22 protein-coding genes and 3 tRNA genes are annotated in these 26,310 nt (G+C 51.9%); 5 read left to right on the top strand and 20 right to left on the bottom strand.

Annotation, left to right across the window (positions count from 1 at the left end):
- Positions 1 to 139 precede the first annotated feature (139 nt).
- Both K7H08_RS04320 and K7H08_RS04315 read left to right on the top strand, forming a co-directional pair.
- The gene (locus tag K7H08_RS04320) at positions 140 to 538 is read left to right on the top strand and encodes a LexA family protein (protein WP_038481696.1); all 399 of its coding nucleotides are present in this window, start codon (positions 140 to 142) and stop codon (positions 536 to 538) included.
- A 27-nt stretch (positions 539 to 565) separates the two neighbouring features.
- Positions 566 to 1,192, top strand: a complete 627-nt coding sequence (locus K7H08_RS04315) for an IMPACT family protein (protein ID WP_038481693.1) — start codon at positions 566 to 568, stop codon at positions 1,190 to 1,192.
- 117 nt (positions 1,193 to 1,309) lie between these two features.
- On the opposite strand, the gene K7H08_RS04310 is transcribed toward K7H08_RS04315, so the two are convergent.
- The 3 genes from K7H08_RS04310 to K7H08_RS04300 all read right to left on the bottom strand — a co-directional run bounded on the left by K7H08_RS04310 (position 1,310) and on the right by K7H08_RS04300 (position 4,810).
- Positions 1,310 to 2,632 carry a sodium ion-translocating decarboxylase subunit beta gene (locus K7H08_RS04310; protein WP_038481690.1) on the bottom strand — a complete coding sequence of 441 codons (1,323 nt, stop codon included), beginning with the start codon at positions 2,630 to 2,632 and terminating at the stop codon, positions 1,310 to 1,312.
- A gap of 12 nt (positions 2,633 to 2,644) precedes the next feature.
- A complete protein-coding gene (gene oadA / locus K7H08_RS04305) occupies positions 2,645 to 4,459 on the bottom strand; it encodes a sodium-extruding oxaloacetate decarboxylase subunit alpha (RefSeq protein ID WP_038481687.1) in 1,815 nt (604 codons plus the stop codon).
- Between the two features lie 93 nt (positions 4,460 to 4,552).
- Positions 4,553 to 4,810 carry an OadG family protein gene (locus K7H08_RS04300; protein ID WP_038481684.1) on the bottom strand — a complete coding sequence of 86 codons (258 nt, stop codon included), beginning with the start codon at positions 4,808 to 4,810 and terminating at the stop codon, positions 4,553 to 4,555.
- A 127-nt stretch (positions 4,811 to 4,937) separates the two neighbouring features.
- Between K7H08_RS04300 and K7H08_RS04295 the strand changes: the two genes are divergently transcribed.
- Entirely contained in the window at positions 4,938 to 5,936 is a 999-nt protein-coding gene (locus K7H08_RS04295) for a tRNA dihydrouridine synthase (protein WP_231657289.1), read from the top strand.
- 153 nt (positions 5,937 to 6,089) lie between these two features.
- Here K7H08_RS04295 and K7H08_RS04290 read toward each other — a convergent pair.
- From K7H08_RS04290 to K7H08_RS04225, 14 genes are all read right to left on the bottom strand, one after another.
- A tRNA-Arg gene (locus tag K7H08_RS04290) sits at positions 6,090 to 6,166 on the bottom strand.
- A gap of 67 nt (positions 6,167 to 6,233) precedes the next feature.
- Positions 6,234 to 6,310: transfer RNA gene (locus K7H08_RS04285), tRNA-Arg, on the bottom strand.
- 29 nt (positions 6,311 to 6,339) lie between these two features.
- Positions 6,340 to 6,432, bottom strand: a tRNA-Ser gene (locus K7H08_RS04280).
- A gap of 124 nt (positions 6,433 to 6,556) precedes the next feature.
- Positions 6,557 to 6,745, bottom strand: a complete 189-nt coding sequence (gene csrA, locus K7H08_RS04275) for a carbon storage regulator CsrA (RefSeq protein ID WP_009722197.1) — start codon at positions 6,743 to 6,745, stop codon at positions 6,557 to 6,559.
- Between the two features lie 192 nt (positions 6,746 to 6,937).
- Positions 6,938 to 8,188 carry an aspartate kinase gene (locus K7H08_RS04270; protein ID WP_038481678.1) on the bottom strand — a complete coding sequence of 417 codons (1,251 nt, stop codon included), beginning with the start codon at positions 8,186 to 8,188 and terminating at the stop codon, positions 6,938 to 6,940.
- Between the two features lie 98 nt (positions 8,189 to 8,286).
- Complete coding sequence (alaS, locus tag K7H08_RS04265; protein ID WP_095602649.1) at positions 8,287 to 10,896, bottom strand: alanine--tRNA ligase; 2,610 nt, start codon at positions 10,894 to 10,896, stop codon at positions 8,287 to 8,289.
- Between the two features lie 169 nt (positions 10,897 to 11,065).
- Positions 11,066 to 11,527: a regulatory protein RecX gene (locus K7H08_RS04260; RefSeq protein ID WP_038481672.1), complete on the bottom strand. Its 462-nt coding sequence runs from the start codon at positions 11,525 to 11,527 to the stop codon at positions 11,066 to 11,068.
- A gap of 16 nt (positions 11,528 to 11,543) precedes the next feature.
- A complete protein-coding gene (gene rfbC / locus K7H08_RS04255; RefSeq protein WP_038481670.1) occupies positions 11,544 to 12,092 on the bottom strand; it encodes a dTDP-4-dehydrorhamnose 3,5-epimerase in 549 nt (182 codons plus the stop codon).
- 3 nt (positions 12,093 to 12,095) lie between these two features.
- Entirely contained in the window at positions 12,096 to 13,442 is a 1,347-nt protein-coding gene (locus K7H08_RS04250; protein WP_231657288.1) for an NAD(P)H-dependent oxidoreductase, read from the bottom strand.
- Between the two features lie 7 nt (positions 13,443 to 13,449).
- A complete protein-coding gene (gene rfbF, locus K7H08_RS04245; protein ID WP_038481664.1) occupies positions 13,450 to 14,226 on the bottom strand; it encodes a glucose-1-phosphate cytidylyltransferase in 777 nt (258 codons plus the stop codon).
- The gene (locus K7H08_RS04240; RefSeq protein ID WP_231657287.1) at positions 14,223 to 15,341 is read right to left on the bottom strand and encodes an NAD-dependent epimerase/dehydratase family protein; all 1,119 of its coding nucleotides are present in this window, start codon (positions 15,339 to 15,341) and stop codon (positions 14,223 to 14,225) included. The genes rfbF and K7H08_RS04240 overlap by 4 nt, the downstream gene beginning before the upstream one ends.
- 48 nt (positions 15,342 to 15,389) lie before the next feature.
- Positions 15,390 to 16,424: a glycosyltransferase family 2 protein gene (locus K7H08_RS04235; RefSeq protein ID WP_084183659.1), complete on the bottom strand. Its 1,035-nt coding sequence runs from the start codon at positions 16,422 to 16,424 to the stop codon at positions 15,390 to 15,392.
- Positions 16,425 to 16,958: 534 nt separating this feature from the next.
- Positions 16,959 to 18,020: a recombinase RecA gene (recA, locus tag K7H08_RS04230; protein ID WP_038481661.1), complete on the bottom strand. Its 1,062-nt coding sequence runs from the start codon at positions 18,018 to 18,020 to the stop codon at positions 16,959 to 16,961.
- 89 nt (positions 18,021 to 18,109) lie between these two features.
- Entirely contained in the window at positions 18,110 to 18,643 is a 534-nt protein-coding gene (locus tag K7H08_RS04225) for a CinA family protein (RefSeq protein WP_038481658.1), read from the bottom strand.
- A 161-nt stretch (positions 18,644 to 18,804) separates the two neighbouring features.
- Here K7H08_RS04225 and mutS point away from each other — a divergent pair, with 161 nt between their 5' ends.
- Together mutS and fdxA are read left to right on the top strand one after the other, a co-directional pair.
- Positions 18,805 to 21,372 carry a DNA mismatch repair protein MutS gene (gene mutS, locus K7H08_RS04220; protein ID WP_231657286.1) on the top strand — a complete coding sequence of 856 codons (2,568 nt, stop codon included), beginning with the start codon at positions 18,805 to 18,807 and terminating at the stop codon, positions 21,370 to 21,372.
- Positions 21,373 to 21,527: 155 nt separating this feature from the next.
- Entirely contained in the window at positions 21,528 to 21,851 is a 324-nt protein-coding gene (fdxA, locus tag K7H08_RS04215) for a ferredoxin FdxA (RefSeq protein ID WP_009722190.1), read from the top strand.
- 445 nt (positions 21,852 to 22,296) lie between these two features.
- Here the strand turns inward: fdxA and eno are convergent, their stop codons facing one another.
- The 3 genes from eno to K7H08_RS04200 form a co-directional block, all read right to left on the bottom strand.
- Positions 22,297 to 23,586: a phosphopyruvate hydratase gene (eno, locus tag K7H08_RS04210; RefSeq protein WP_038481651.1), complete on the bottom strand. Its 1,290-nt coding sequence runs from the start codon at positions 23,584 to 23,586 to the stop codon at positions 22,297 to 22,299.
- 70 nt (positions 23,587 to 23,656) lie between these two features.
- On the bottom strand, positions 23,657 to 24,526 hold the full coding sequence (kdsA, locus tag K7H08_RS04205; protein ID WP_038481648.1) for a 3-deoxy-8-phosphooctulonate synthase: 870 nt from the start codon (positions 24,524 to 24,526) through the stop codon (positions 23,657 to 23,659).
- A gap of 17 nt (positions 24,527 to 24,543) precedes the next feature.
- Positions 24,544 to 26,199, bottom strand: a complete 1,656-nt coding sequence (locus K7H08_RS04200; protein ID WP_038481645.1) for a CTP synthase — start codon at positions 26,197 to 26,199, stop codon at positions 24,544 to 24,546.
- Between the last annotated feature and the right edge of the window lie 111 nt (positions 26,200 to 26,310).

Below are 26,310 nucleotides of genomic sequence, written 5' to 3'. Positions count from 1 at the left end.
GACAATGCAGAGCACTAGCACTGTATGCAAAAACAGGTCTATACTACAAACACTGTATGAAAAAACACTACCGATTATAAACACAGCAATCTGCTCAATTACACGCCTAGGGAGCGGGCGCTGCATTGGAGAAAACTGCATGACGATGACAATGCCAACACCCTTGAACATAACTCAACATGCGCTATCTCAAACAGCGTCGAATACAGGTCGCCCTATTTATTCGGCACCTCGTGTAACGCGGCGCAACACGTATGCGCTTCGCGTGCGTGGCAACAGAATGCGTGAATGCAATCTATTCGACGGCGATGTCATCATTATTCGCCGTTATCAGCACGGTAGCCATCAAGAAACCGCTATCGCGACGATTAACCAGCGAGAAGTTGCCCTAAAGCAACTTTCAATTAGTCGACTTGGCGTTCACTTATGGCCCGAAGATGCAGCCATGCCTGCCGTCTTCCTGCATAATTGTGATATTCAAGTGCTGGGAATGGTGATGGGCGTCGAGCATGGCGCTAACAACACTCGGCACCACTAATTCGCCACCCGCTTTAGGGAGCATCGATTGCGTTACCGAGTTCCAGACCTAGCACCCGCCACATGGCATACCGCTGAAATTGAGGTTGAAAAAAGTCGTTTCCTCACGTGGATATGCCATGCACCCAGCACAGCTGACTATTATGCAATGCTGCAGGCAGCAAAAACCGCTCATCCCAACGCAAGTCATCACTGCACGGCCTTTATTGCGGGCCCGCCAGGAGAGCAAACGCACATAGGGTTCTCTGATGATGGTGAACCCGGCGGCACAGCAGGCAGACCCATGTATCAAGCCTTGCTCGGTAGCCAGATGGGTGAAATAGGCTGCGTGGTGATTCGTTACTTTGGCGGCACCAAGTTGGGCACTGGTGGTCTTGCCCGGGCTTACGCACAGTCGGTTAACGCTGGGATTGAAACATTACCTACACGCGAAGTCGTCGAACGGGATAACTACCAACTGCGTGTCAACTTTGCCCATGAAGCAGTCGCGCGCGCTTGGTGTGACGAGCAGAAAATCCCCATCCAACAGGCAGAGTACGATGGCAGCGGCGTATGCCTCACGATTGGCTGGCCAAGAGATGAGGCCTTAAATTTCGCTACGCTTGAAAATCGCCTAAAGACAGCACTCGATATTCAAAAAGTGCCGCCACAATAAGATCATTGGTATCTCTGACAAAAAAACGCGACTTACGCGAGCAATTGCTCGGTAAGCCGCGTTTTAGTCGCTAACCATCACGTAACAATAACTGCGCAATGGCACTGCTAGCGGGTTCTAACCTAAATATTTAATCATCACACCCGCCGCAACGGCAGAACCGATAACACCTGCCACATTAGGGCCCATGGCATGCATCAGCAGGAAGTTATGCGGGTTCGACTCCAAGCCAACCTTATTAGCCACTCGCGCGGCCATCGGCACTGCCGAAACACCTGCGGCACCAATCAGCGGATTAATCGGCATTTTGCTGACCAGGTTCATCAGCTTCGCCATCAACACGCCTGCGGCCGTGCCAATACCAAACGCCACAATACCCAAGCCCAAGATACCCAGCGTTTCGAATGCCAGAAAGCTATCTGCCATCAGCTTGGAACCAACCGATAGTCCTAAGATAATCGTCACGATATTGATCAGAGCGTTTTGCGCTGTATCCGATAAGCGCTCAACCACACCGCACTCTCGCATCAAATTACCAAAGCAGAACATCCCTAATAGCGGCGCTGCATCAGGCAGGAAAAGCGCGACGGCAATCAATAACATCAGCGGGAAAACGATCTTTTCCAGCTTGGATACCGGACGCAGTTGCGTCATCTTAATTTGACGCTCTTTCTGGGTGGTCAGCAGACGCATAATCGGGGGTTGAATCAGCGGCACCAACGCCATGTAGGCGTACGCCGCCACTGCGATAGCACCCAGCAACTCAGGAGCCAATACGCTTGATACATAAATAGACGTTGGACCATCAGCACCGCCGATAATACCAATGGCAGCCGCTTGATTAAGCGAAAAGTCCATCACCCCCAGCGAGGTCAGCATCACAGCACCAAACAGTGTGGCAAAAATGCCAAACTGAGCAGCCGCTCCTAAAAAGAGCGTCCGCGGGTTAGCCAACAACGGGCCGAAGTCGGTCATGGCCCCCACGCCCATAAAGATAATCAGTGGCGCAATACCAGAGGCAATCGCTACTTTGTAGAAGTTATAGAGCATCCCATCGCTATAACCTACGCCAACCGCAATATCCTTTGCCGCACGTAATTGATCGGGAGCCGCTGCGTCGTGGGCAATCGCTTTAAGCGACTCTCGCCAAGCTTCCACACCACTTAATGGATCAAGGGTAGCGCCCAGTACGGAAGCTATCTGCTGCAGCACAGCAGGTTTTGCCACCTCAATCGCTTGGTCGAGCGCTGAGATTGCCAAGCCCGCCTCAGGGATATTGGCAAGAATGCCGCCAAACCCAATTGGCACCAGCAGCAACGGCTCAAACTTCTTGTGAATGGCAAGATAGAGCAGCCCAAGCCCTACCAAAATCATGGCCGCCTGACCAAGCTCAAGGTTATAAAGCCCCGAGCCCTCCCATAAGGTAATTAGTTTTTCCATTGCCAAATGCCCTTAAAGCTCGATCAGCGAATCGCCAACGGCGACGCTGTCACCCTCGCTGACGTTAACTTTCGATACGGTACCGGCACTACTGGCGCGCACTTCGGTTTCCATTTTCATGGCTTCCAAAATAATCACCACATCGCCATCCGCTACTTGGTCACCAGGGCGTACATTGACCTTGAAGATATTGCCAGCAAGCGGTGCATCAATGCTTTCTCCACTAGGTGCAGACGTTTCCTCTTTGGGTGCGTTAGTACTCACTGCCGCCTGTTCCTGCACCGCGCCTATCTCGCCACCTTCAGACACTTCCACTACAAACGCTTTGCCATTGAGCTTAACGGTGTACGTTTCCGGGCCACTCGAGACCACTGGCGCTTTGCTTTCGGCTTTTGCTGGTACGTTAGTGCTTTTCGCTTCAGCCACTTGGGGGGCAGGTTCGAAGGCATCCGGGTTGTCACGGTTTTTAAGGAATTTCAGACCAATTTGCGGGAACAGTGCGTAGGTCAGCACGTCGTCTACTGTCTGCTCGCCGCTGGCAATACGAATGCTGTCTGCGCTCGCCTTCTCTTTAAGCTCGGTCGCTAGTCGGTCCATTTCTGGTGACAGGTTATCTGCCGGGCGACAGGTGATCGGTTCACCACCTTCGAGCACGCGTTTTTGCAGCTCTGCATTAAACGGCGCGGGCGCGGAGCCGTACTCACCTTTTAGCAGCGCCTGAACTTCTTTGGAGATGGACTTGTAACGCTCACCCATCATCACGTTCATCACTGCTTGGGTACCCACAATCTGGGAAGTTGGCGTCACCAGCGGAATAAAGCCAAGGTCTTCGCGTACGCGGGGGATTTCATTCAACACATCGTCAAGCTTATCGCCGGCGCCCTGCTCTTTAAGCTGGCCTTCCATGTTGGTGAGCATGCCGCCAGGCACCTGGGCAATCAAAATGCGTGAGTCAATACCGCGCAACGAACCTTCAAACGCCGCATACTTTTTGCGCACTTCACGGAAATAGCTGGCGATATCTTCCAACAACTCCAGGTCAAGACCGGTATCGCGATCGGTATCTTTGAGCATGGCCACGACAGATTCAGTCGGACTATGGCCATACGTCATGGACATGGAAGAGATCGCAGTATCGACATTATCGATCCCCGCCTCGACGGCTTTCAAAATTGTCGAGGTCGACAACCCAGTAGTAGCATGACAATGCAAGTGAACGGGAATAGACAGCTCTTTTTTCAACCGCGTGACAAGGTCATAGGCAATATAAGGCGTCAGAAGCCCCGCCATATCCTTGATAGCCAGCGAGTCAGCACCCATTGCGGCAATGGTTTTAGCAAGCTCTACCCAGCTATCCAGGGTATGTACCGGGCTAACCGTATAAGAGATAGTGCCTTGCGCATGTCCACCTACTTGGCGAACCGCTTTGATGGCACGCTCAAGATTGCGCGGGTCATTCATCGCGTCAAATACGCGGAACACATCAACCCCGTTGGTCTTGGCGCGCTCGACAAACTTATCAACCACGTCATCGGCGTAGTGGCGATAGCCTAATAAGTTTTGGCCACGCAACAACATCGCTTGAGGTGTATTCGGCATAGCTTCTTTAAGTGCCCGAATACGCTCCCAAGGGTCTTCACCCAAATAGCGAATGCATGAATCAAACGTTGCTCCACCCCAAGTCTCTAATGACCAATAGCCAACATTGTCGAGTTTTTCGGCAATCGGTAGCATGTCATCAAGACGCAAACGGGTGGCAAACAGCGATTGATGGGCATCGCGAAGAACAACATCAGTGATCCCCAGAGGACGTTTTGTTTCATTCATGGTCGTGGCTCACAATTTTTACGTTATGGATTTGTAGTAAATTTAACAAAATAATTAGCAATTGAGCGGTAGGATAGCTACAAAACTAGGGCCTTACTTGCGGCGCGAAGAACGATAACGGTGCACTGCAGCACTAATCACTGCCATGACTTCATCATCCTGGCCTTTCGGTGCAGATGGTTTTGCATTATTTCGGCCGCTTGGCGCTGCTACAGGAGCAGGCTGGAAACGGCTAATCAACTTCGACATTAGCGTAACGCTAATTACCAAAACCGTAAGAAAAACAAACACAAAACCCATACCCAACCCCATAAGGGCAAGCCCTTCCTGGAGCAACTCTGACTCTTGCATACCGCACTCCCCCTCTTTCAAATGCTTTTCGGCACACCAATAGCCTCTAAAGGCGCTTGGCGCAGTGAGGCTAATACACTAACCTGCCACATCCAGGATAGATTGCAATCGCGCCATAGTGGAAGTCATGGTTGTTAATTTACTACATAAAGGCAGGATAGGCCTAGCGCCTATGGAAGGTGTCATCGACGCCTTAACGCGTGATTTACTGACTCAGCAGGCAGGTTTTGACTGGGCAGTGACTGAGTTTGTCAGGGTGGTCGACGCACGACTCCCACCTCGCGTGTTCTATAAACATTGCCCCGAACTGTCAGCAGGCAGCGTCGCCACCCCTAGCGGCGTTCCTGTGCATTTACAGCTTTTGGGATCAGACCCTGTGGCACTAGCCAGCAATGCGCAACAGGCACTCTCGCTGGGCGCTATCAGCATTGACCTTAACTTTGGCTGCCCCGCCAAACTGGTCAATCGTCATGATGGTGGTGCATCACTACTTCGCCAGCCAGATCGCGTTTATCGCGCCGTAAAAGCGGTCGCTGAAGCATTAGACGGCGAAATTCCAGTGACGGCTAAAATCCGCCTTGGCTTTTCTGATCGTCGCTTAGCAGTCGCTTGTGCCCAGGCCACAGAAGCTGGCGGCGCTGCACAGCTTGTTGTCCACGGCCGCACACGAGATGAAGGCTATCGCCCGCCTGCGCACTGGGAGTGGATTGGCAAAGTTCGCCATCAAGTATCGATCCCTGTCGTTGCGAACGGCGATATTTGGACATTAGAGGACTACTGGAAGGCTCGCACTCTATCAGGTTGCGAGGATGTTATGCTTGGCCGTAGCGCCCTCTCGGACCCATGGCTTGCAGCTCGCATACGCCACTGGCAGCGCACAGGAGAGCGCCTCCCTGACACTACCTGGACAATGCGCGCCAACGTTCTAAAGCGATACGCCGACTTACAGCGGCGACAACTGCCAGATCGAGTAGTCGTGTCACTCGTCAAGCAGTGGCTAGCACAAATGCGCCAAGGCAATAGCGAAGCGAACCAACACTTTCATCGCCTGAAACGCCTTACGGATCTCGACACGCTGCTTAACAACCTGATTCCCAGCACATCACTTTGCTGCGAGCCCGCATAAGTCGTTTTCGGCATTAGGTTAGTAGCACAAAAAAAAAGCGCCCGACCGCTGTGCGGGGACGCTTTAAACGATCTCAAGACCAAAGCACGAGCTACTATGGTCAGGCTAGAAATAAGAAAACCCGCTTTCTGTTGAAAGCGGGTTTTTCGAATTTGGCGCGCCCGGGAGGATTCGAACCTCCGACCCCCTGATTCGTAGTCAGGTACTCTATCCAGCTGAGCTACGGGCGCTTAACAGTTTTTAACATCACTTACATGAGCAAAAACATAGTAACATCAATAACTTCTAAATTCAAGCTGGCGCGCCCGGGAGGATTCGAACCTCCGACCCCCTGATTCGTAGTCAGGTACTCTATCCAGCTGAGCTACGGGCGCTTATCCAAATTGATGTTGCTTTATGCAGTTGGCGGAGAGAGAGGGATTCGAACCCTCGATAGGGCTATAAACCCTATACTCCCTTAGCAGGGGAGCGCCTTCAGCCACTCGGCCACCTCTCCTCAACGGCACGGCGCGAATATTACCGATTTTGATGACTGCTGTCCAGTCTTATGCCGATTTTTTTCGCACCGCCCCGCAGTTACCGCTTAAGCGCCCTGTAATGAGCGCAGCACAAACGGCCATTTACTCAGATTCGCTTTCGCTGTTGCGTTCACGCTGAATGCGCTGGTAAATCTCTTCGCGGTGAACCGCCACGTCTTTTGGTGCGTTAACACCAATGCGCACTTGATTACCTTTCACACCTAGCACTGTAACGGTGATTTCATCACCTATCATCAGTGTTTCGCCGACACGGCGGGTTAGGATGAGCATGGCTGATCTCCTTCTCAGACGTTTTATACAACGGGATGTGTCCGCTCAAAGCGGCACCACGCTATTATGCGGCATGGTGCCGCCACCACCAATGGCTCAAGCCCCTATGACACCTTAACCTCCCGTTGAAAGGAAGCTCACCACCACACGGCAGCAAGTCCTCTTCAGCGTAGAAGGTTTAGCGCATAATTGTTATTCAGATTCGATATCAGACTTATCTAAACCGAATGCTTTGTGCAAGGCGTTAACCGCAAGCTCCATATGCTTTTCATCAATGACAACGGAAATTTTAATTTCCGAGGTTGAAACCATACGGATATTGACGTTTTCATCTGCCAAAACACGAAACATTTTAGAAGCAACACCGGCATGAGAGCGCATACCAACCCCTACAAGCGATACTTTTGCAATGTTGTCATCGCCACGTAGTTCGCCGCCGCCCAAGTCAGGAATTACTGTCTCTTCAAGCAATTTCTTCGTTGCTTTGTAATCGCCTTTGGCTACCGTAAAGGTGAAGTCAGTGTAATCACCAGCAGGTGCTACGTTTTGCACAATCATATCGACTTCGATATTGGCATCGGCGATAGGACCAAGAATACGCGACGCTACACCTGGCACATCAGGCGTATTCAACAGGGTTAATTTAGCTTCATTTTTAGTAAAAGCGATACCGGAGATTAGCGGTTCTTCCATAGAGTCCTCGTCTTGGTCTGCGTCTGCAACAATTAGAGTGCCGGGGCCATCTTCAAAGCTCGACAGCACGCGAAGTGGTACGTTGTACTTACCAGCAAATTCGACGGCGCGAATCTGTAGAACTTTGGAGCCTAGGCTTGCGAGCTCAAGCATTTCTTCGACGGTAATGCTCTCAAGGCGCTGAGCCTTGGAACACACGCGAGGGTCAGTGGTGTAAACACCATCAACATCGGTGTATATCTGGCACTCATCAGCACCAAGCGCTGCAGCAAGCGCAACACCCGTGGTATCTGAACCACCGCGTCCAAGCGTCGTAATGTTGCCGTCTTCATCAACACCTTGGAAACCAGCCACCACAACTACTTTCCCGTCATCAAGATCAGATTTCAGGTCATCAGTTTCAATGCGCTGAATACGCGCTTTGGTGTAGGCGCTATCGGTATGAATGCCGACTTGGGCACCCGTATGGGAAGTGGCAGAAACACCAATTTGCTGAAGCGCCATTGCCAACAGCGAAATAGTTACCTGCTCACCGGTAGAGAGCAGCATATCCATTTCGCGTGGTGCAGGGTCTTCATTGATTGCGTTTGCCATATCGGTCAGGCGATTGGTCTCTCCGCTCATCGCGGACACCACCACTACAACTTGGTGGCCTTGGTCGCGAAAGCCTTTAACCTTTTCCGCCACGGCCTTGATACGGTCGACAGAGCCCACCGAGGTGCCGCCGAACTTCTGTACGTATAATGCCATATGCCGTTTTTTCCTATAGGTTCGGGAATGGAGAGTGAGTATTGTTATTACTATTTAACAAAATAGCCGATAGCAAATAGTGCCACCGGCCTTTGTAATTAGCTAAGCGTATTTTCCAACCAAGCCGGTACGCTGCTTAATGCCGCAGGCAAGGCATCAGGTAAACTTCCACCCGCTTGAGCCATATCTGGGCGGCCACCACCTTTACCGCCTACTTGCGAAGCGACATGATTAACTAGCTCACCTGCCTTAACGCGACCCACTAAGTCTTGGGTAACCCCGGCAATCAAGCTCACTTTACCTGCCGCAGTATCCGCAACCCCAAGCAAGATGACGCCAGAGCCAAGCTTGTTTTTCAGCTGATCAAGTACGCCACGCAACTCTTTACCGGAAACACCGTCAAGTTGGGTGACTAGTAAATTAATACCGTTAATTTCTTGCACCTGGCTAAGCATGTCACTGCCCGCAGCGCTTGCCAGCTTCGCTTTCAGTTGCTCAAGTTCTTTTTCCAGCGCACGGTTACGCTCAACCAGTGATTCAACCCGAGCTTCCACTTGCTCGGGTTTGGTTTTCAGTCGCTCACCTAACCGCTGAACACGCGCCTCCTGCTCACGGAAATAAGCCAGCGCATTTTCACCGGTAATCGCCTCAATACGACGCACGCCAGAAGCGATACCCACTTCGCTCACCACATGGCAACAACCAATATCGCCGCTTCGGTTCACGTGAGTACCACCGCACAGCTCGATAGAGAAGTCGTCAGCACCAATGGTCAATACCCGCACGTTATCAGCATACTTTGCTTCAAACAGCGCGGCAGCCCCTTTGGCTTTTGCTTCTGCGAGGCTCATCTGCTCTGTCTTGGTCGGTGCATTCGCTAAGATCTGCTCATTTACCAGACGCTCAACTTCCGCTAATTGCTCTACGGTCATCGGCTCGAAGTGGCTAAAGTCAAAGCGCAGGCGCTCTGCGTTTACCAGTGAGCCTTTTTGCTGAACATGGTCACCCAGCACCATACGCAGTGCTTTATGCAGCAAGTGAGTCGCCGAGTGATTACGGATGGTCGCGCTACGCAAGCTGGCATCCACCTCGCCTCGCACGTTAGCGCCGACGCTCAGCGCGCCATCGACCATAATCCCCTGGTGAAGGTGGTGGCCACTCTGTTTCTGCGTGTCGGTTACCTGGAAGCGACCGCCATCAACATATAAGTAACCGGTGTCGCCCACCTGGCCGCCCGATTCTCCATAGAATGGCGTACGGTCCAGTACAACGGTGCCTTTCTGGCCAGCTTCCAGAGCCGCTAACGCATTACCTTCGCTATCCACGATGGCAGTAACTGTCGCTTGGTCGGCCAGGTGTTCGTAACCGGTAAACTGGGTTTCCCCCTCCAGGTCAATAGCAGCGCTGTAGTCAGCGCCAAACTGGCTGGCCGCCCGCGCACGTTCACGTTGCGCTTCTAACTCGCGCTGAAAACCGGCTTCATCCAGTGTGACTTCACGCTCACGGCATACATCCGCCGTCAGGTCGAAGGGGAAACCGTAAGTATCGTAAAGCTTGAAGACGGTTTCGCCAGGTAGCACGTCACCCTGTAGCTCTTCAAGCGCCGCATTCAATAGCCCCATGCCGTGGTCCAGCGTGCGAGCAAACTGCTCTTCTTCTTTAAGCAGCACGCGGGTAATTTGTTCACTCGCTTCACGCAATTCAGGATAGGCGTCGCCCATCTCAGCATCTAGTGCGGTTACCAGCTTGTGGAAAAACGGCTCGGAAGCACCCAGTTTATGCCCATGGCGAATCGCCCGGCGAATAATCCGACGTAGCACATAGCCGCGCCCTTCGTTGGAAGGCAGAACGCCGTCTGTAATCAAGAAGGCACAAGAGCGAATATGGTCGGCAATCACGCGTAACGAAGGCGTCGTGGTGTCACCATGGCCTGTCGCTTCAGCAGCAGCTTTCAGCAGGTTTTGGAACAGGTCGATCTCGTAGTTGGAGTGAACGCCCTGCATTACAGCAGCCACCCGCTCCAAGCCCATTCCCGTATCGATGGAAGGCTTAGGCAGCGGATTCAATGTTCCAGCGGCATCACGATCGAACTGCATGAACACTAGGTTCCAGATTTCGATGTAGCGATCGCCATCTTCTTCAGGGCTGCCAGGCGGGCCGCCCCATACTTCCGGACCATGATCAAAAAAGATTTCAGAGCTGGGGCCACAAGGACCGGTGTCGCCCATTTGCCAGAAATTATCTTCATCAAGCTTTGAGAAACGCTCAGGGTCAATGCCGATATCATCTTTCCAGATACGCTCTGCTTCGTCGTCACTGATATGCACCGTTACCCAGAGCTTCTCTTTGGGCAGGCCCAGCGTTTCCGTCAGAAATGTCCAGGCAAAGCGAATGGCATCACGCTTAAAGTAGTCACCAAAGCTGAAGTTACCCAACATTTCAAAAAACGTGTGGTGACGCGCCGTGTAGCCAACGTTATCTAGATCGTTATGCTTACCGCCAGCACGCACGCAGCGCTGGGCTGACGTGGCGCGCACATAGGGTCGCGGGTCACGGCCAAGAAAAACATCTTTGAAGGGCACCATGCCTGCATTGGTGAAGAGCAGCGTCGGGTCATTGCCCGGCACTAGAGAGCTGGTGGGCACAATAGTATGCCCCTGCTTTTCAAAAAAAGATAAAAAGGCCTGTCTGATCTCTGCGCTTTTCATAGGGTATCCGTGACAAGAAAGCATGATGCCCCAGGGCGCTATCGCCGCCACCCGCTGGGGTCGCAAAAGGGGCATTATAACGCAGTTGTCAAACGACTAAAGCCGCAGTTAGTGGCAGAACTAAAACAGTGGGTGAAAAAACACCCGGAGAAGGCTTATATAAGGGGAGCTACAAGCAAGACAACGCGTAGCGGATTTGCTCAAAATTAAAGCCGCGTGTGGCGAGAAAACGTTCGCGTTTAGCACGCTCTTTGGGAGTATCACCTGGCGAGGAAAAGCGCCGAGCCAAGGTATCACGGGCTAGCTCAAACCAATCTACGGCTTCGCGCTCTTCTACTGCGGCAAAAGCCATCGTTGACGTTTCTTGATCTACGCCCCGCTGGCGCAGTTCACCCTTAATGCGAATAACCCCTTGCCCACGAAGAATCCGCGAACGTATAAAGCTTTCAGCAAAACGTTCATCGGACTGTAAATTCTGCTCTTCTAAGCTATTCAGACAGACATCAATCTCATCAGGCTGAAATGATTTTTGCTGCAACTTGCGCGCTAGCTCAGCGCGAGAGTACTCGCGCCGAGACAGCATTTGAATCGCCACTTCACGCGGCGTTAACTCACTACTGGGGGGGAACATACTGTTCTCTCAACGGTTAGAAGAGTGCGTCAATTCGCTCACTGATCAATGGCCAATTGGCGTCCTTTTCGGACACGACTGTGGGCGGGATAGGCCATTCGATCGCGAGACGCTCATCATTATAGCGCAAACCGCTTTCAGCCTCGGGATGATAGGCAGCCGACACCAGATAGCTAACTTCAACATCATCGGTCAGCGTCTGAAAGGAGTGCGCAAAGCCTGGCGGCACATAAAGCTGATACCGATTGGCCTCGGTCAGCTCGAACAGCTGATAGTGCAGGTAGGTTTCTGAGTCTTCACGAATATCCACAATGACGTCAACAATGCTCCCCCGGAGGCAGCGCACCAGCTTGGCTTCAGCGTGCGGCTCTCGCTGGTAATGCAGCCCCCTCAGAGTGCCTCTCTTGGCTGAGAACGAAGTATTCTGCTGTACAAAATCGCCCAGCAAACCATGGCGCTCAAACTCCGCGCGGCACATAGTCCGAGCAAAAAAACCCCGCTCATCACCATGAGCCTCAAGCTCTATCAGCTTGGCATCCTTGAGTTTCGTTTGATGAAATAGCATGGCTTACTCCACAAAAGTAGCGGCGGTGCCAGATAGGGGTTCCAAGGCAAACATGGCTTCTTGTTCAGCATACAGACGATCGATCAAGCGCAATGGTGGAATAACCACATCATCGAAGGTCAGTGCCTTGTCCTTTTCCACACGACCAGCCACCTGACACCCTAGTGCTAGACCGATAGGTAGTAGCCGTTCACGCCTTATCACCTCTATATTTTCAGCCATGCCGTAGACCTCGAATCCGCCGAGCTCTTCGATTTTATCGCCCTCATGCAAGGTCTTCTTGGCCATAGCGATCACACCCACCCTTGAGCCGCCTAAAGGAGATAAAACCGGATCACGGAACAACACTGCTCGCGCAACGGACGTAGGCACTTCAAAATGACAAAGGTGATAAGGCGTTGAAAAGCAGTAATACGGCCCTTCTCCCATTTTATAGAGCTCGAGATAATGCCGCTGACGGGGATTATCGATGGTACCCAGCACGAACACACCCGGCCCAGGCCGTGCTCCCACAACGTAATCCACCAGCCCCGGCCCTGCCGGATCAAGATAGGGCTCAAACGCTGACATCGTCTCCTCGATAGGTACTAAGGGTCCACCAGGCACACCACCGGAAAAATCAGGACCAAGCATGCCGCGTTGAGCGACTCGCATGCCGGTACCATTGGCGACAATCGCCTGTTCAAACGAAATCTTGGTGCCATCGGCAAAAGACGCCACCATCGCCGCCTTCTGTCCCCAGCGTTTAGCAAAACTTTCCTGGGTAGCCGGATTGCGATAAGGGTCATGCAGTCCCTTGATGTTGCCACACAGCACAGGCTTGACACCCAGCCCGGCGACAAAGCGATAGAGATTCATCTGTACGCCTGGTTGGTCACCATCGGCAAAACTATAGATAACGCCTGCAGCATCAGCCTTCACTTTTAAAATAGGGCCGATCGTGCCGTCGAGTTCCGCATTCATTTGAATGACGTCTTTACCACTTTCAAGTGCCGCCAGCACGACATGTGCGGCGAACTCCAACGAACCAGTTACCTCGATGATCGCATCCAATCCTTCCGCGCGAGCCAGAGCCACAGCATTCTCAGTAACTGCCGCTCGCCCCGCTGCAATCGCCATTTCAAGCTCCTGCTGAGTGTCACAGACGATTGGTTCAATATCGGCTTGTTGATAGACCTTGACCGCAGCATCCAGGTGACGATTGGCAATAGCGCAAAGACACATTCCCGCTGTTGCCGTCATAATCTGTAGGCCGATCCCCCTCGCTTGGAACCCGGCGCCTATCATTCCTACTCGAATGGGATTGCCTTGAGCTTCTCGCTTGGCAAGTGCTGTATCAACGATAATCATCGGAGATTCATTCCTTCCAAAGCTTCCAGGGAGCGCTTTCCGCCCAAGCGGCCTCAAGCACCATCTTGTCCCGCAGAGTATCCATGCTTTGCCAGTATCCGTTGTGATGGAAGTATCCCAACCTGCCCATTTCAATCATTCGCTGCATGGGCTCATTTTCCCATACGGTCTGGCTATCGTTAATCGTCTCGAATACTTCCGGTTCACAGACGAAAAAGCCGCCGTTGATCAGGCCACCATCTATTTCTCCCTTTTCGCGAAAGCCTTCCACCTGATTATTGCCTTCTTGCAAGCGCAGCGCACCATAGCGGCCCGGCTGCGTTACTGCCGTCAGGGTGCACCAATTTTTTGAGGCCAGATGAGAATCGATCAATGCTGTAATATTCAGGTCGCTCAGCCCATCGCCATAGGTCAAGCAGAAAGGCTCATCCGCCAGTAAATGCATGGCCTTCTTAAGCCGTCCACCTGTCATGGCATCGGCGCCGGTATCCAGCACGGTGACTTTCCAGTCATCGTTCACGCTTTGAAGCCAGGCGACTTTGCCTGTTTTCAGGTCAATGGTGTAGTCGGTTCGATTACCGCGATAATTGAGAAAGTAGTCGCGAATATACTCAACCTTATAGCCACCCAGCACGACGAATTCCTTCAAGCCGTGATGGGCATACATTTTCATGATATGCCAAAGAATCGGTCGCCCTCCTACTTCCACCATAGGCTTTGGACGAATCGCCGTTTCTTCACTCAAACGCGTGCCAAACCCTCCCGCAAAAATTGCAACTTTCATGGCTTAGCCTCCATTTCAGGCATCGAAGTAACCGAGGAAGAGCCCGGCGAAGCAGTGGGAGTCACTCCATTACGAATTTGCCAACTCAGGTTCTCGGACAGGCGCCCCTCGTCGATATGCGCTTGTAGCGCATGCAGACGCACATAGCGTGAGGTTCGGAATTGGGCATCAGTAAACTTCATGCCTTTTAGCCCATTAACCACCCCCATTATCGAATCCAAAAGTGTCATTTTTGGCTGATGTTCAGGTGCTAACTTAGCGAATAGGCTGAAATCTACTTGGTAGGAACGGCTGTCCGCCGGTGCTTGGGTATTGATACTCAGAGTGGTACCAGGAATTGCCTGGGCAACCGCCGTCGCTAGATCCCGTACCTGATGGTTGCGTTCGTTAGAACCGGTATTGATATTGAGGATGCGCCCCCCATTTTCGGGCTTACGCTGTATCGCCCAACTAATGGCCCTTGCCATGTCGGAGACATCGATCAAGGGTCGCCAGGGTGACCCATCGCTAAGCACGGTAATATGCTGCTGGCTAAGCGCGCAGGCGACAAAATCATTGAGCACTAAATCCAGGCGTAGACGTTCCGACATTCCACAAGCAGTCGCAAAGCGTAAACTAGTAATCACCATGTCCCCCTCGATGCCCGCCAAGGCTTCTTCTGCGGCAATTTTCGAACAGGCGTAGGCGGTAACCGGAGCCACAGCATCTGCTTCACAACGCGGCGCACCGAGAGCAATGCCATAAATACTGCAACTCGAAGCAAACACGAAGTTTTCTACTCCCGCTTGAGCCGCTGCTTTGGCCATGGCCACCGTAGCGTATTGATTGACTTCAGCCGTTACGGCAGCGAAACGGTCTCCCATAGGATCATTGGAGATAGCAGCCAGTTGCACCACGGCCGTGTAGCCTTCAAAAAAACCAGCAGGAATATCCCTAACGTCGCCCAAAAACTGTTGGGCGAGATAACGCTCAGGAAGGAAATCTGCTCCCGTGAGGCAGTGCGCGAAATAGGCATTGTCGTAACCATGAAGAGTGGCAGATGGATAGCGTGCGGCTAACTCTCTTACCAGTACGGAGCCGACGTACCCCATATTGCCCACGATCAAGATTTTCAAAATATCACCCCATCATTTAGCGCCTGAGCGTCATTAAACCAAGTGTTTTTATGACCCTGTCTTAAAGCTGCTTTTATTTTTTATCCTGGTTTTTTTCTTCACGTCAGCTTGCTCTTGGCATAGCTGGTCTAACCTCCACGTGGAAGTTTGCATTTTTTCGATAGGTGTATCTGCAGCTTCAGGCTCAGGATAAAACCACAAACTTTCTAACATTCCATGCAGAACTATCTTGGCCTTACGGATTTCACCTCTAAATAAAAGTATAAAAAACAACCGAGAAACTCGATAAACCTCTGAAATCATAAGGTAGCGATAATTAGGGAAATGGCGATACTTACGAGCGATATAAATTTTATTTCGAATAAAGTACCGGTATAACCTAAAACGCGCTGGATTAGTTTCATTAAGAATACTGATAGGACCATTTTCTTGGCGTAAATGTTGTACTTTACTCATACCAACAACATAACCGGGGCTGTCTTGAGTGACTCTTAAGGTAAATTCACTATCTTCCCCCCAGATGAACATCGCGGTTATTGGCAGGCCATGTTGCGCCAAGGTAGTCCGCGGCAGCAGTATTGAAACGAAAGTAGCGCGATGCACAGCCACTACACCCAGTTCAAGCAACTCGTGCCAGTCTCGATAACCAATGGCATTTTTCAAAGGACTAATAATAGGAGTATTAGTAACCAGCCCATTTTCAGTGAAGGCCTGAGAAAGAAGAAAAGCTGGTTTTTTTCCTTTATCTTTAAGCGCTTCATCGGCTAATAACAAGAAGTGAAGTGCGTCTGAATCAGGTATGACATCATCGTCCATTGTCCAAATAAAATCGGCACCCTCTTGATAGGCGAGATGCATACCTGCATTAAATCCCCCAGAGGCGCCAATATTATCCTTAAGCACATGTACCATAAGACCAGGGTAACTGCTTTCGGACAACATCTTTTGGGTACCATCACTGCTTGCATTATCAATGACGATGACACGATCGCAAGAGCGGCACTGGGAATACACTGCATCGAGACATCGCTTCAGTAGTTCCTTTCGATTATAAGTAAGGATTACCGCGAATACTTTATGCATAGCACACTTCCCCAAAGATGAGCTTTTTCTTTTCGCGATAAAGGTTAGCCTTTAAATTTAACCACCAGGCTCTCCATCATATGAAAAGTTATATTTCATTCTTTTATAATTATATAAGCAGCCCCTAACCTACAATCACCGAACGCTCCGTCATAGAAACGTAGTAGCAACGGCAAAAGTTACAATCTGAAACCTAACGACATTAAAAGTTACATTTAAAAATAAGCGACATGTTTTTTTCTGTCAAGCGCATGGCCAGATCAAAAATCTAGTTTGCAGTACCATTTTTCTCATGCAGAAAAGCAAAAGGGACACCTTTTTAGGTACCCCTTTTTTCATGCTAAAAACACAGGCTAGGCTTTCGCCAAATTTAGCTTGCTACTGCAGGCAGCAAGCTCATCAGGCTGAAATGTTTTTTTTGGTGTAACTTGCACACTAGCTCAGCGCGAGAGTACTCGCGCCGAGACAGTATTTGAATCGCCACTTCACACGGCGTTAACTCAACAGCTTAAAAAAACAGCATCATAAAGAGGCTTACAGCAAATCATCATCGCTCTCAGCTGCAACATCTGCCTCTGGGGCTTCTTCTTTTTTTGCATCCGGCGGAGCAAGCAGCTGAGCTCGGATTTGCGCTTCAATCTCTTCCATGGTCTCAGGATGCTCTTCTAAATACTGAGCTGCATTGGCTTTGCCCTGACCAATCTTTTTGCCTTTGTAGCTGTACCACGCGCCCGCCTTGTCTACCAAGCTGCACTGCACGCCCAGGTCGATCACCTCGCCCGCATGGTAGATACCCTTGCCGTAGAGAATTTGGAACTCTGCCTGACGGAATGGCGGCGCCACTTTGTTTTTAACTACCTTCACACGGGTTTCGTTACCAGTAACTTCATCACCCGATTTTACTGAGCCTGTGCGCCGGATATCCAGGCGCACGCTGGCGTAGAATTTAAGCGCGTTACCGCCGGTCGTGGTTTCGGGCGAACCGAACATTACGCCGATCTTCATGCGGATCTGGTTGATAAACACCACTAAACAATTGGCGTTTTTGATATTACCGGTAATTTTACGCAATGCCTGAGACATTAAGCGTGCTTGAAGACCAACGTGGGAGTCGCCCATTTCGCCTTCGATTTCAGCACGCGGTGTTAATGCAGCCACGGAGTCGATCACGATCACATCTACCCCGCCAGACCGTACCAACATGTCGGTAATTTCCAGCGCTTGCTCACCGGTATCAGGCTGGGAAACCAGCAAGTCGTCTAGATTAACCCCTAGTTTTTCTGCATAGCTTGGGTCCAGAGCGTGCTCTGCATCGACGAACGCACATACTTTGCCCTGTTTTTGCGCCTGCGCAATGACTGATAGAGTCAGAGTCGTTTTACCCGATGACTCTGGGCCATAAATTTCACATACGCGCCCAAACGGCAACCCGCCGATACCAAGCGCGATATCAAGCCCCAGTGAACCGGTGGAGACAGACGGCATTATCACGCGCGGTGCATCGCCAAGGCGCATAACAGTCCCTTTACCAAACTGGCGATCAATCTGGCTAAGTGCAGCATTTAGCGCTTTGGTGCGGTTGTCATCCTGAGCCATGCAGAAATTCCTCATTACAAACTGTATAATTAGCCAGTAGTATGCCAAAGATTAGCGGCTAAACAAATCCTCAGCACCATATTTAATGTTTATTTCTTTTCACTGCCTTGGGCCTGGGCCATCAAGCGCGCAACTAGGCCTGCCAATGCTTCACGTACGGCTTGTTCGCGTACCGCCTGTCGGTCGCCGTGAAAGTGGAAACACGCTGCCTGTTGGCTTTCTGCACTGCCCCAGGAAAGCCATACGGTACCAACAGGCTTCTCTTGACTGCCACCATCAGGACCAGCCACTCCACTGACGGCAACCGCTAAATCAGCACCACTTGCTAAGCAAGCACCTTTAACCATTGCATTAACTACTTGCTCGCTGACCGCGCCATGGGCTTCGATAAGCGCCTCGGGCACATCCAACATACGCGCTTTAGCAGCATTGGAGTAGGTCACATAGCCTGCTGTAAAATACGCAGAGCTACCTGCCACAGAAGTAATTGCGCTGGCGATACCACCGCCTGTACAGGACTCTGCTGTGGAAACTTCAACCCCAAGCTGCTGACACAGCCTTCCCAAGCGTTGAGCGAGCAGTGATAGGTCAAGATTCTTCAGGCTTGAAACGCTAGGTGCCATGGTGACTCCTTCATGTGAGACCTCAGTTCAGCGTAGAATACCGTGTTTAACTTTCTCAAAGAAATTGCTCAAAGAAATTGCCCAAAGAAGTCGTTTAAAGTAACTGCCAAAGAACATGCCGCAAGCTGAGACTGCTTGCGCAACGCTCAACCAGGACGCCCATGTCACAGGCCAGCCCCGCTCATACGCCAATGATGGCGCAATATCTTAAGATCAAACGCGATCACCCCGAGGTACTTCTGTTTTACCGGATGGGGGATTTTTACGAGCTATTTTTCGATGACGCCAAGCGCGCCGCAATGCTGCTGGATATCACCCTTACCCAGCGCGGCCAGTCAGGTGGCAAACCTATTCCTATGGCAGGCGTGCCCTACCATAGCGCTGAAGGCTATTTAGCCCGCTTGGTGTCAGCCGGTGAATCCGTCGCTATCTGCGAGCAAATCGGCGACCCTGCCACCAGTAAAGGCCCCGTTGATCGACAAGTAGTACGCATTGTCACCCCTGGCACGCTTCACGATGAAGCCTTACTGGATGCTCGCCGAGATAACGTGCTGGTCGCCGTTGCACCCGGCAAAGACGGCTGGGGCCTTGCATGGCTGGAGCTTTCCAGTGGGCGCTTCAATGTTTTGGAAGTAGAAAGTGAAGCCGAGATGCAGGCAGAGCTAACCCGCCTGTCGCCCGCCGAACTGTTAGTGCCCGAAAGCTTAACACTGCCCGACGCATGGTCACAAAAGCGCAGCCTGCGACGCCAAGGGGAGTGGCTGTTTGACTTAGACAGCGCCACGCGCAGCCTATGCGATCAATTTGAAGTCCAGGATTTACGCGGCTTTGGTTGCGCGCACTTAACCACCGCACTCATCGCGGCGGGTGTACTAATCGATTACGCCCGAGACACCCAACGTTCACGACTGCCCCACGTAACGGCCATTAGCGTCGAAAACCGTGATGATGCCGTAGTGATTGACGCGGCCAGTCGGCGTAATCTGGAAATTGATATTAATCTCGGCGGCAACAGCGATAACACCCTGGCCAGCGTGTTAGACACCTGCACCACCGCGATGGGTTCGCGATTACTAAAGCGCTGGCTTAACCGCCCGCTGCGCCAGCGTAACGTCGTGGAAGATCGTCACGCGGGCGTGGCGTTGCTCTCTATTGAAGCAGCCTACCTGCCGCTACGCGATACGTTGAGTGATGTAGGCGACGTCGAGCGCATCCTGGCTCGCGTCGCACTGTATAGCGCACGTCCCCGGGATTTGGCGCGCCTGCGCGACGCCCTGGTAACGCTACCCGCGCTTGAGCAATTGCTAAGCGAAATTGATAGCGGTAGCGCTATCGATAGTCTTAAACCTCACATTCGCCCCTACCCAGAAATAGCCGATACCTTAACTCGCGCATTGGTTGAGAATCCGCCCGTGGTGATTCGCGATGGCGGCGTGATTGCGAACGGCTTTGACGCCGAGCTAGATGAACACCGTGGCATGGCTGAAAACGCCGGTGAGTACTTAGTGCAGTTGGAGCTGCGCGAGCGCGAACGCACTGGCCTGGCCAATTTGAAAGTCGGCTATAACCGGGTTCATGGCTACTTTATTGAACTGCCTCGCTCTCAGGCTCAGCAGGCACCCGCCGACTACATCCGTCGTCAAACGCTAAAAAATGCTGAACGCTTTATTATTCCAGAACTTAAAGAGTTCGAAGACAAAGCACTCTCGGCCAAGTCCAGGGCCCTCACGCGTGAGAAATGGCTCTATGAGCGCCTGATGGGCGAGCTCAACGCGGCGCTTCACGCACTGCAAAACACCTCGCGGGCATTGGCTGAACTTGACGTGCTCTGCTCCTTTGCCGATCGTGCAGAGGCACTCAATTGGGTAAGGCCTCAGCTACGAGATGCCACTGGCCTTAGAATTACCGCTGGACGGCACCCTGTTGTCGAACATGTCAGCGACACACCCTTTGTACCCAACGATGTCACGCTAACACCTGATCAGCACATGTTGATTATCACCGGCCCCAACATGGGCGGTAAATCAACCTATATGCGCCAAACCGCGCTCATCGCACTGTTGGCTCATAGTGGCAGCTTCGTACCTGCTGATAGCGCTGAAATAGGCCCTGTAGATCGTATCTTTACCCGCATAGGCTCGTCAGATGATCTAGCGGGTGGTCGCTCTACATTTATGGTGGAAATGACCGAAACCGCTAATATTTTGCACAATGCTACTGAGCATAGCTTGGTATTAATGGACGAGATTGGTCGTGGTACCAGTACTTTTGACGGCCTTTCACTGGCCTGGGCAAGTGCTGAGTACCTAGCCGAAGCAAAGGCACTCACCCTATTTGCCACGCACTATTTTGAAATGACCGCGCTGCCGGAACAAGCAGAGGGTGTGGCAAACATTCACCTAACCGCCACTGAGCACGGCGACAGCATCGTGTTTATGCACCGCATCGAAGCTGGTCCTGCGAGCCAGAGCTATGGCTTACAGGTAGCCCAGTTGGCAGGTGTTCCCAACCATGTGATACGCAGAGCCCGTGAAAAGTTAATGGCCCTCGAGCAGCGCGATGTGGATGAGTTGCAGCGCCCAAGCGGCATTTCTACAGCACCGCAACAAAACGACTTGTTCGCCAGCGCACCGCACCCCGTGGTGGAAGCGTTAGGCAAAGCCGATGTAGACGATTTAACACCCCGCGAAGCGCTAGCGCTGCTATATCAGTGGCGAGAGCTACTGTAATGGTATGAAAGGAAAGCCATGAGCGCTTGCCGCCGCGTAAGGGCACCACTAGAATGTCGCCCATACTGTTTTATCTTATAAGAAACGGCCGATTTATAACCATTAACTATTGACCACGACCGGGAAGCTCCCGGTCCCGCAAGAGGGATAGCAAGATGACGTTTGTCGTTACCGAGAACTGCATCCAGTGTAAATACACCGACTGTGTTGAAGTCTGCCCGGTCGACTGCTTCTACGAAGGCCCCAACTTCCTGGTCATTCACCCAGACGAGTGTATTGACTGCGCCCTGTGTGAACCGGAGTGCCCCGCAGAAGCTATCTTCTCAGAAGATGAGCTACCGGATGGCCAAGAGCAGTTTATAGAAATTAATGCTGAATTAGCCGATGTATGGCCGAATATTGCCGAGAAAAAAGATCCGCTGCCCGATGCAGAAGAGTGGGACGGCAAAACAGGTAAGCTGGAAAAGCTCGAACGCTAATCTTAGAAGCCACGCATTTTCAGACCAGCGTTCGCGCTGGTTTTTTTGTGTGCCACGGGCTGTGCACACAAAAAAAGGCGGCCCGTAGGCCGCCCGCTCCAAGCACTTCCTCTGACCTCTCCCTGTGTCAAACTCCTCAGATACCATCCTTGCCAGAGCCCACATCACTGTGTCACCTAGCGTATCTGACCTGCATCCCGTTGCATCCTGCCTGAAGCATCCTTGCCTCCCCTGTCCTGAATGCATTGTGGCACAAAGCCATCACAACTCAAGCAGACCAAAACGGCAACGGGCGAGCCACTGCGGCTCGCCCGTTACAAAAAAACCATAAAAATCAAAAACATAAGATAAAATAAAAAAGCATTTGAGCGATTAGCGCCGGCATTTGTAAGATATCTCTTACAAAATCTTGAGACATCTCTTACACGCCGACGCTCATTTTCGCTTACTGCCCTTTAATGGCTTTCAAGCCAGGGTAAGCCACATCACCCAATTCCGCTTCGATGACGAGCAGGCGGTTATATTTCGCGACGCGGTCAGAACGACACAGAGAGCCCGTTTTAATTTGGCCTGCACAGGTGCCCACGGCCAAATCGGCAATCGTCGTATCTTCAGTTTCACCACTACGGTGTGAAATAACCGCGGTAAAACCAGCGTCCTGGGCCATTTTGATCGCATCCAGCGTTTCAGACAGCGAGCCAATCTGGTTGAATTTGATCAGAATTGAATTACCAATTTGCTCGTCTATACCACGCTTAAGAATCTTGGTATTGGTAACAAACAAATCGTCGCCAACCAGCTGTACTTTGTCGCCCAGCTTGTCAGTCAGTGCTTTCCAGCCCGCCCAGTCTGATTCATCCATACCATCTTCGATGGAAACGATCGGATAGTCCGCACAAAGGCCTGCCAGGTAATCGGCAAACCCTTCGGCATCGTAGCTTTTACCTTCACCGGAAAGATTGTACTGGCCATCTTTGTAGAACTCGGAAGAGGCACAGTCTAGCGCCAAGGTAACGTCTTTACCCAGTGCGTAACCGGCATCAGCAACAGCTTGCTTAATGACCGCCAGGGCATCTGCGTTAGATGCCAAGTTAGGGGCAAAGCCGCCTTCGTCACCCACGGACGTAGAAAGGCCTTTAGCAGACAGTACTTTTTTTAGCGCGTGGAAAATTTCCGCACCCATGCGTAGGCCTTCACGGAAGTTTGCCGCGCCTACTGGCTGTACCATGAATTCCTGGATATCAACGTTATTATCGGCGTGCTCACCACCGTTAAGAATGTTCATCATCGGTACCGGCATGCTGTACTGCCCCGGCTGGCCATAAAGCTCGGCAATGTGCGCATATAACGGCACACCTTTAGCATTGGCAGCGGCTTTAGCCGCAGCCAGCGACACCGCCAGAATGGCATTCGCACCCAGATTCGCCTTATTTTCAGTGCCATCCAGGGCTAACATTGCGTCGTCCAGCCCACGCTGATCACGCGCATCCATTCCTAACAACGCAGCACTGATTTTGCCATTCACGGCCTCAACGGCTTTTAAAACGCCTTTGCCAAGGTAGCGTGTCTTGTCGCCATCGCGCAGCTCGAGCGCTTCGCGGGAGCCTGTAGAAGCGCCGCTTGGCGCACATGCTTCACCTACGGCGCCACTCTCCAGGCGAACCATGGCCTGAACGGTAGGGTTGCCGCGGGAATCGAGCACTTCTAGTGCGCTGATTTCAACAATTTTGGTCATAACAGTGTCCTTTGGTTGTCAGTCTAATGGATGATTGTGGGTCCAATGTATACCATATTTGCCGTCGCGGTTAACGGATGGTCAAAGGCGTAAACCCCTTCACCAAGGCATCTAGCTGCGAAAGCTGAGTCAAAAATGGCTCTAATTGATCTAATGGCAGTGCGCAGGGTCCATCGCACTTAGCATTATCTGGGTCAGGGTGAGCTTCTAGGAAGATACCCGCCAAACCAACGGCCACACCCGCACGGGCCAACTCTGCCACTTGGGCACGACGGCCATCGGCACTGTCCGCACGGCCACCCGGGCGCTGTAAGGCATGGGTGACATCGAAAAACACCGGGTAACCGGTCTGTTTCATATCGCCAACGCCTAGCATATCCACCACCAGGTTGTTGTAGCCGAAGCTAGTACCACGCTCGCATAGCATCAGACGGTCGTTACCGGCTTCCTGAAACTTAGTGAGGATATGGCGCATTTCGTGAGGTGCTAGAAACTGCGGTTTTTTGATATTAATCGCCGCACCGGTGTTAGCCATCGCCACCACTAGATCGGTCTGGCGGGCAAGAAACGCTGGCAGCTGAATTATGTCAGCGACTTCAGCCGCAGGCTCTGCCTGCCAAGGCTCATGAACGTCGGTAATGATGGGCACGCCATAGCGCGCTTTAATATCCGCTAGAATCTGCAAACCTTTTTCTAGCCCAGGTCCACGATAAGAGTGGATAGAACTACGGTTCGCTTTATCAAAGCTTGCCTTAAAGACATAAGGCATTCCGAGCTTTTGCGTCACATTAACGTAGGCCTGCGCCACTTCATCAGCAAGCGTCGCTGACTCCAGCACATTCATGCCGCCCAATAACATTAGCGGCAAAGAATTGCCGGCGGTTAGGCCGGCAACGTTAATATGACGCTCTGGAAAGGATGATTGAGAAGTCGAAGACATATTATTCGCTCTCCCTCTTATTCCTGAGTCGTTGTATGAGCGCGCGTACGTGCCGTTTTGTGCTCTAAGGCAGCATTAACAAACCCAGAGAACAACGGGTGTCCGTCACGTGGCGTCGAGGTAAATTCCGGATGGAATTGACACGCCACGTACCAAGGGTGGTCAGCCAGCTCGACGACTTCTACCAAGGACTGATCGACGCTCTTGCCAGAAATGACCAGACCTGCCTGCTCTAACTCATCAATAAACTGGTTATTGACTTCAAAGCGGTGGCGATGACGCTCGACAATCTCATCAGCACCGTAGGCTTCGCGAGCTTTGCTACCGGATTTCAAGTGACAGACCTGACCGCCTAGACGCATGGTGCCACCTAAGTCAGATGCAGCGTCACGCAGCTCGATCTTACCTTCAGCGTTAATCCACTCGGTAATCAGGCCCACCACAGGGTGCTTGGTGTCGTGGGTAAACTCGGTAGAGTTAGCATCTTCCCAGCCAGCCACATTGCGGGCAAATTCGATGACCGCTACCTGCATGCCCAAACAAATACCCAGGTAGGGAATGTTGTTTTCACGCGCGAACTGAGCGGTAAGAATTTTGCCTTCCACACCGCGCTCGCCAAAGCCACCAGGTACTAAGATGGCATCTTTGCCAGCTAGCCGCTCGGTGCCGTGATGCTCGATATCTTCGGAGTCGATATAGTCAACATTGACCTTAATACGCCCTTGAATGCCTGCGTGAATAAGCGCTTCGTTGAGCGACTTATAGGCGTCCAGCAGCTCCATGTATTTACCGACCATGGCAATACTTACCGACTTCAGCGGATTCAATTTGGAATCCAGCACTTTGACCCATTCGGAAAGGTCGGCAGGCTCTGCTTCCAGGCGCAGCTTATCGCAAACAATGTCGTCCAGACCGTGCTCGTGCAGCATCAACGGAATCCGATAAATAGTATCGGCATCCTGTAACGGTACAACGGCACGCTCTTCCACGTTAGTGAACAGGGCGATTTTACGGCGCTCGCTCTCTTCAAGCTCTACTTCGCTACGGCAAATCAAAATATCCGGCTGGATACCAATCGAGCGTAGCTCTTTGACGCTGTGCTGAGTCGGCTTGGTCTTGGTCTCGCCTGCCGTCTTGATATACGGCACCAGCGTAAGGTGCATGTAAATCGCTCGACTAGCGCCAAGCTCACTACGAATCTGACGAATAGACTCTAAGAACGGCAGTGATTCGATATCCCCCACCGTGCCACCGATTTCTACCAGCGCCACATCAAAGCCTTCACCGCCAGCATAGACGCGCTGTTTAATTTCATCGGTAATATGAGGGATGACCTGAACGGTACCGCCCAAGTAATCACCACGGCGCTCTTTGCGCAGTACATTTTCGTACACGCGCCCCGTCGTGAAGTTGTTCCCTTGGGTCATTTTGGTGCGAATAAAACGCTCATAGTGCCCTAAGTCCAAGTCCGTCTCGGCGCCATCTTCGGTGACGAACACCTCGCCGTGCTGGAAAGGACTCATGGTGCCCGGGTCCACGTTGATGTAGGGGTCGAGCTTGAGCATGGTGACCTTAAGGCCGCGGGCCTCTAGAATCGCCGCCAGCGAGGCCGACGCGATGCCCTTGCCAAGAGAGGACACAACGCCGCCGGTCACGAAGATATATCGTGTCATGGAAAACCTGTCGAAACGTGATCAAAAGGCGTAACAGAAAGCCACACCAGGATGGGATGACAGAATAGCAGAGTACGCCTAAAGGCTCAATTTGAACTGCAGGTGGCAGAG

Origin of the sequence: Halomonas sp. IOP_6 (assembly GCF_021151565.1) — a bacterium.
Classification (GTDB): Bacteria; Pseudomonadota; Gammaproteobacteria; order Pseudomonadales; family Halomonadaceae; genus Vreelandella; species Vreelandella alkaliphila.
The sequence above is the reverse complement of the archived record's forward strand: the minus strand, read 5'-3'. Positions and strand labels throughout refer to the sequence as shown.

Coding starts and splice junctions, on each gene's coding strand:
- rfbC (WP_038481670.1), bottom strand. CDS start 12,092: ATGCTATTTCATCAAACGAAACTCAAGGATGCCAAGCTGATAGAGCTT.
- kdsA (WP_038481648.1), bottom strand. CDS start 24,526: ATGTCTTCGACTTCTCAATCATCCTTTCCAGAGCGTCATATTAACGTT.
- K7H08_RS04235 (WP_084183659.1), bottom strand. CDS start 16,424: ATGCATAAAGTATTCGCGGTAATCCTTACTTATAATCGAAAGGAACTA.
- eno (WP_038481651.1), bottom strand. CDS start 23,586: ATGACCAAAATTGTTGAAATCAGCGCACTAGAAGTGCTCGATTCCCGC.
- K7H08_RS04225 (WP_038481658.1), bottom strand. CDS start 18,643: ATGGCACCTAGCGTTTCAAGCCTGAAGAATCTTGACCTATCACTGCTC.
- K7H08_RS04200 (WP_038481645.1), bottom strand. CDS start 26,199: ATGACACGATATATCTTCGTGACCGGCGGCGTTGTGTCCTCTCTTGGC.
- K7H08_RS04270 (WP_038481678.1), bottom strand. CDS start 8,188: ATGGCATTATACGTACAGAAGTTCGGCGGCACCTCGGTGGGCTCTGTC.
- mutS (WP_231657286.1), top strand. CDS start 18,805: ATGTCACAGGCCAGCCCCGCTCATACGCCAATGATGGCGCAATATCTT.
- K7H08_RS04295 (WP_231657289.1), top strand. CDS start 4,938: ATGGTTGTTAATTTACTACATAAAGGCAGGATAGGCCTAGCGCCTATG.
- oadA (WP_038481687.1), bottom strand. CDS start 4,459: ATGAATGAAACAAAACGTCCTCTGGGGATCACTGATGTTGTTCTTCGC.
- K7H08_RS04250 (WP_231657288.1), bottom strand. CDS start 13,442: ATGATTATCGTTGATACAGCACTTGCCAAGCGAGAAGCTCAAGGCAAT.
- K7H08_RS04300 (WP_038481684.1), bottom strand. CDS start 4,810: ATGCAAGAGTCAGAGTTGCTCCAGGAAGGGCTTGCCCTTATGGGGTTG.
- K7H08_RS04320 (WP_038481696.1), top strand. CDS start 140: ATGACGATGACAATGCCAACACCCTTGAACATAACTCAACATGCGCTA.
- fdxA (WP_009722190.1), top strand. CDS start 21,528: ATGACGTTTGTCGTTACCGAGAACTGCATCCAGTGTAAATACACCGAC.
- csrA (WP_009722197.1), bottom strand. CDS start 6,745: ATGCTCATCCTAACCCGCCGTGTCGGCGAAACACTGATGATAGGTGAT.
- rfbF (WP_038481664.1), bottom strand. CDS start 14,226: ATGAAAGTTGCAATTTTTGCGGGAGGGTTTGGCACGCGTTTGAGTGAA.
- K7H08_RS04260 (WP_038481672.1), bottom strand. CDS start 11,527: ATGTTCCCCCCCAGTAGTGAGTTAACGCCGCGTGAAGTGGCGATTCAA.
- recA (WP_038481661.1), bottom strand. CDS start 18,020: ATGGCTCAGGATGACAACCGCACCAAAGCGCTAAATGCTGCACTTAGC.
- K7H08_RS04310 (WP_038481690.1), bottom strand. CDS start 2,632: ATGGAAAAACTAATTACCTTATGGGAGGGCTCGGGGCTTTATAACCTT.
- alaS (WP_095602649.1), bottom strand. CDS start 10,896: ATGAAAAGCGCAGAGATCAGACAGGCCTTTTTATCTTTTTTTGAAAAG.